Origin of the sequence: Floccifex sp., from assembly GCF_051873495.1 — a bacterium.
Taxonomy (GTDB): domain Bacteria; phylum Bacillota_I; class Bacilli_A; order Erysipelotrichales; family Erysipelotrichaceae; genus Floccifex.
In genome coordinates this window covers 1-5,437 of the sequence record NZ_JBJEEX010000110.1, presented here as the reverse complement: position 1 = coordinate 5,437, position 5,437 = coordinate 1, and the positions used below count along the sequence as shown (strand labels likewise).

General features: G+C 33.8%; 5 protein-coding genes. All 5 read left to right on the top strand.

What is annotated here, in order from left to right:
• Positions 1-1,228 (top strand): glutamine--tRNA ligase (gene glnS / locus ACI313_RS06440; RefSeq protein WP_439755580.1); only part of this gene is annotated, 1,228 nt, incomplete at its 5' end.
• 36 nt (positions 1,229-1,264) lie between these two features.
• Positions 1,265-1,729, top strand: coding sequence for a phosphatase PAP2 family protein (locus tag ACI313_RS06435; protein ID WP_320607967.1), 465 nt, complete (start codon positions 1,265-1,267; stop codon positions 1,727-1,729).
• 69 nt (positions 1,730-1,798) lie between these two features.
• Positions 1,799-2,380: a TetR/AcrR family transcriptional regulator gene (locus ACI313_RS06430; RefSeq protein WP_320607966.1), complete on the top strand. Its 582-nt coding sequence runs from the start codon at positions 1,799-1,801 to the stop codon at positions 2,378-2,380.
• A gap of 1 nt (position 2,381) precedes the next feature.
• Positions 2,382-4,283 carry an NAD(P)/FAD-dependent oxidoreductase gene (locus ACI313_RS06425; protein WP_439755579.1) on the top strand — a complete coding sequence of 634 codons (1,902 nt, stop codon included), beginning with the start codon at positions 2,382-2,384 and terminating at the stop codon, positions 4,281-4,283.
• A 12-nt stretch (positions 4,284-4,295) separates the two neighbouring features.
• A partial coding sequence (locus tag ACI313_RS06420; protein WP_439755578.1) for an NADH:flavin oxidoreductase occupies positions 4,296-5,437 on the top strand: 1,142 nt, incomplete at its 3' end.

Below are 5,437 nucleotides of genomic sequence, written 5' to 3'. Positions count from 1 at the left end.
AATAGAAGAAAATCTTCGTTTATTTGAAGGAATGAAGAATGGTGAATTCCCAGATGGTTCGAAAGTACTTCGTGCTAAAATTGATATGGCAAGTCCTAATATCAATATGCGTGACCCTATTTTATATCGTGTGGCACGTATTCATCATCACAATACTCAAGATGAATGGTGTATTTATCCAATGTATGACTTTGCCCATCCAATTGAAGATGCCGTTGAAGGAATTACTCATTCGATTTGTACACTTGAATTTGAAGATCATCGTCCTTTATATGATTGGGTAGTTATTGAATGTGGATATAAAAATAGTCCAGAAGAATTCCCTAAACAAATTGAATTTGCGAAAATGTATGTTACCAATGTTGTAACAGGTAAACGATATATTAAGCGTTTAGTAGAAGATAAAGTTGTAGATGGATGGGATGATCCTCGTCTTGTCACAATTGCGGCTTTAAGAAGACGTGGATTCACAAAAGAATCAATTAAATTATTTATGGATTTATGTTCTGTTTCTAAATCAAATTCATCAGTAGACTATGCGATGTTAGAATACTGTATTCGTGAAGATTTAAAACCAAAAGCACCACGCATTATGGCTGTATTAGATCCAATTGAATTAATCATTGATAACTATCCAGAAGAACAAATTGAATACTTACCAGCTAGTACAAACGTTGAAAACTCAGAATTAGGTTTCCATGATGTACCATTTGGAAAGAGACTATGGATTGATCGTGATGATTTCATGGAAGAACCAGTTAAAAAATATTTCCGTTTATATCCAGGAAATGAAGTTCGTTTAATGAATGCGTATTTCGTAACTTGTACAGGATTTGAAAAAGATGAAAATGGCAAGATCACAAAAGTTCATTGTACATATGATCCAGAAACAAAAAATGGAACAGGATTTACAGCTCGTAAAGTTAAGGGAACAATTCATTGGGTAGAACAAACTACAGCTCGTAAAGTTGTAGCTCGTTTATATGAAAACTTAGTTGATGAATCTAAGGGAGTATATAACGAAGATGGTTCAATGAATTTAAATCCAAATTCATTAACTGTTGTGGATGGATATGTAGAACCTTATATCAATGAATTTAAACCAGGGGATTCATTCCAATTTGTTCGTAATGGATACTATTGCATTGATACGAAAGATTCAACAGATGAAAACTTTGTATTAAATCGTATTACTTCATTGAAGAGTTCATTTAAATTACCAAAATAATGTAGTCAATTGACTACATTTTTTTCTAGGAGGGTTATGAATTACGAATTATTTTATCAAAAAATAGAAAAATCATTTTCAAGTTATAAAACGATAATTCAAATTACTAATAAGATCACAACCTATTTAATGTATATTTTATATCCAGTGTTATTGATTCTATCAAAAGATATAAAAATACTATTTATACCTATGATTTCCTTTATATTAGTAAGTGTTGTACGAGATAAAATCAATCGACCTAGACCCTATGAGACACATCCCATTCATCCGATTATCATAAAAGACACCAAAGGACATTCTATGCCAAGTCGCCATGTATTTAGTGCTGTGATTATTTCGATGAGCTATTTATATGTGAATACAACAATCGGAATTATTCTACTTTTGATATCATTTATATTAGGGATGATGCGAATCATTGGTGGTGTACATTATATAAGTGATGTTGTAGTGGGGTATGTGATTGGTCTATTATGTGGTTTATTATATTTTATGTAAGATGTCATTGACATCTTCTTTTTTTATGGTTTAAGATGAAATTAGAAAAATCTACCGAGTGGTCAATTTATGAAAAATAATAATCGAAAACAAGAAATAATAGAAAGTTGTATCCATCTCATTTGTGAAAAAGGATTGGATTTATCATCGATGCAGATGATTGCCGATGGAGTTGGAATCTCAAAGGCAACACTTTATTTTTACTTTGACTCAAAAGAAGCTTTATTTAAAGAAGTCTATCATTATTGCCATCAATTAGACGTAGAAGCATGTAATGCTGGATTAGAAAACATTGATAGTGCAATTGAATGTCTTTGTGTTCGTTTTGATAATATTGTGAACTATTGTATCAATCATCCTTTAGAAGCCAAAGTAGAAGTATTATATAGTTCAAATCCCAATACGAGTTCACTCATTGAAAGAGATGACTTTATTCGTGATATAACTTCAATTTTAAAACAAGGAATTGAAAAGAAAGAAATAAAAGATATGCCAGAATGGTTATTAGCGGAATTCTATTACGGAATGACCAAGAGCATGTATATGAAATTTATGAATAACCCTGATTTGTGGCAAGTGGAAGAAATTCGTAATAATTGTTACGAAATTATTCGTGATACATTTGGAAATAAAAAGACGAAAGGAGGATAACATGTCAGATTTATTTTCAGAATTAAAAATTGGTTCGATGACTTTAAAAAATCGAACATTTATGTCACCTATCACATTAGGATACGATGATCCAAGTGGAAATCCATCATCAAAGGAAATCGCGTACTGGACGCGAAGAGCTCAAGGAGAAGTCGGATGCATAATAACCGATGTAACGAGTGTAGATCCCAATGTTCCTTATTTAGGAAATACATTGTGTTTTCGAAGTGAACAATCTATTGCGGCTCATAAAGAATTTACCGATAGGATTCATTCCTATAATTGTCGCGTGATTCCACAATTATCACATCCAGGACCAGAAAGCATTTCTAGCTTTATGGGAATTACACCTTTAGCACCAAGTGATGGTTATAATTCAATGGGACAAAAAGTAAGAGCCATTTCGATTGATGAGATTCATCACATCACAAATCAATATGCTCAAACAGCTTTAAACATTAAAAAAGCTGGATACGATGGCATTGAACTACATTGTGCCCATGCCTATATGTTGTTAGGATCGTTTTTAAGTCCTAGACGAAATAAAAGAAATGATGAATATGGTGGGTCTCTATTCAATCGTGCTCGTTTCTTATTTGAGGTCATTGATGCGATTAAAGAAACATGTGGAAAAGATTTTCCTATTATTTTACGTATTTCCGGTAGTGAAAAAATTGAAGGAGGAAATACTTTAGAAGATACGAAAACACTTGTTCCATATCTAATTGAACATGGAATTGATGCTTTTGAAATCAGTGGCGGTTCTCAATATGAAATGCCAAATAAAATTATGCCATCTCATGGGGAATCACAAGCAAGTAATTTAAAAGAAGCCATTGAAATTAAGAAAATCAGTAGTGTTCCTGTTTTACTTGTAGGTAAAATCAATGAACCACAATTAGCTCGTGACTTAATGAATGAAGTGGATGGAATTGTGATTGGTCGTGCCCTATTAGCTGACCCAGATTTTGTACTAAAGACCAAAGAACATAAAGACGAACAAATTGCACCATGTGCTGCATGTTTAGTGGGATGTGTTGGTCAACAAAGTAAACGATTACCTGGTTCATGTGTTATGAATCCTTTTGTAGGTAAAGAAGATCAAATGAAACTAGAACCAGCTCAAACTATTAAAAAAGTTGCTGTGATTGGTGGAGGAATTGCAGGAATGGCCGCTTCTCGTTATGCACAAATGAGAGGGCATAAAGTCACTTTATTTGAAAAGAGTAATGAATTAGGTGGACAAATTAATTTGGCAAGTCTTCCTCCTCATAAACAAGAACTACAAAAATGGATTCAATATTTGAAAAAAGAATTAAATCGTTTAGATGTTGAAATAAAATTGAATGTGGAAGTGGATGAATCTATTTTAAATGAAGACTATGATGCTTACATTGTCGCAACGGGTTCTAATCCAATATCATTACAAAAGGGAAAAGAAATCTGTACGGCTCATGAATATTTAAAAGGAGACTTCCCAATCGAATCAGGAAACGTATTAATTGTTGGTGGTGGAATGGTTGGCCTTGAAACGGCTCTATCTTTACAAAGTCGCGCACCACAAACAAATATTACGGTAATTGAAATGGCACCTCGTGTAGGAATGAATGTAGGACCAGCTAACTTGGTTCCATTGCTTCAAGAATTAAAAGCAGAATTATTAACGGATACTAAATTAGAAAAATATGAAAATGGACATGCGACATTAAAACATAAAGAAGAAATGATTGTTAAAGATAATATTGACTATTTAATTTATGCGATTGGATCGAAATCAAATCAAACTTTATATGAAAAAATAAAAGACAGTGTAAGTGAAATTTATTTGATTGGGGATGCATCAAATCCTGCACAAGCACTGGATGCTACAGCCCAAGCAGTGCAAGTTGCACTTACAATTTAGGAGGAAAAATTTATGTATGATTTATTATTTTCACCCATTAAAATTAGAGGATTAGAATTAAAGAACCGTGTGGTTATGGCGGCCATGGGAACGCATGAAAGTGCGGCAAGTGAAGATGGAAGAAGTGTAACCGATAAGTTGATCGCGTATCATGTTGCCCGTGCTAAAGGAGGATGTGGATTAAATACAGTAGAAGTTACTGCAATTGACAAAGCAAGTTCTCCTCATGGTTTCCTTTCTATTGCGGAAGATAAATATATTCCCGGATTAAAAAAATTAAATGATGCGATTCATGAAGCCGGTGGAAAAACATGCGTGCAATTATGGCAAGGAGGATTAGCAGTTGCCAGTGATAAAACAGCTGAAATCTTATTACCAGATTCAATGCCTTTATCGCCTCAATACACAGTTCCTGCCATCAGCAATGAAAGATTATTACAAGTGATTGAAGAATTTGGACAAGCGGCTCGACGTGCGGTTGAAGCAGGTTTTGATAGTGTGGAATTCCATTGTGCTCATAATTATTTACCTCATTCTATGTTGTCAGGGGGATTAAACCATCGAACGGATGAATGGGGAGGAACACAAGAAAATCGTAAGAAATTCCCATTGGCTTGTATTAAAGCTATTCGTGAAAATATTCCTGAGGATATGCCTTTGTTTATGAGAATTGACTGTCAAGATGATATGCTTCCGGGAGGACTAACAATCGAAGATGTAATTGATTTTTGTAAAGATGCTAAGAAATTAGGAGTGGATGTATTAAATGTATCACGTGGAAATATTATGACAGCTGCAACGATTTATGAAGTAGCTCCATTAGATATTCCACATTGCTTCAATGTTGAAAATGCCGCTCGCATTCGTTCAGAAACAGGTATGATCACAATGCCTTGTGGTCGTATTAATACCCCAGAATTAGCACAACAAATTCTTGAAGAAGATAAAGCGGATTTAGTTGTTATGGCACGTGCCCAATTAGCGGATCCTGAATTCTGTAATAAAGCCAAAGCAGGTAATATAAATTCTATCAAATATTGTTTAGGATGCGATCAAGGATGTTATGATTACTTTACGGCTGCTTTATATAATCCGAATGTTGAACATATTTCTTGTATGCGAAATCCTGCGGTTTTAGAAGAAGAAACAATGAA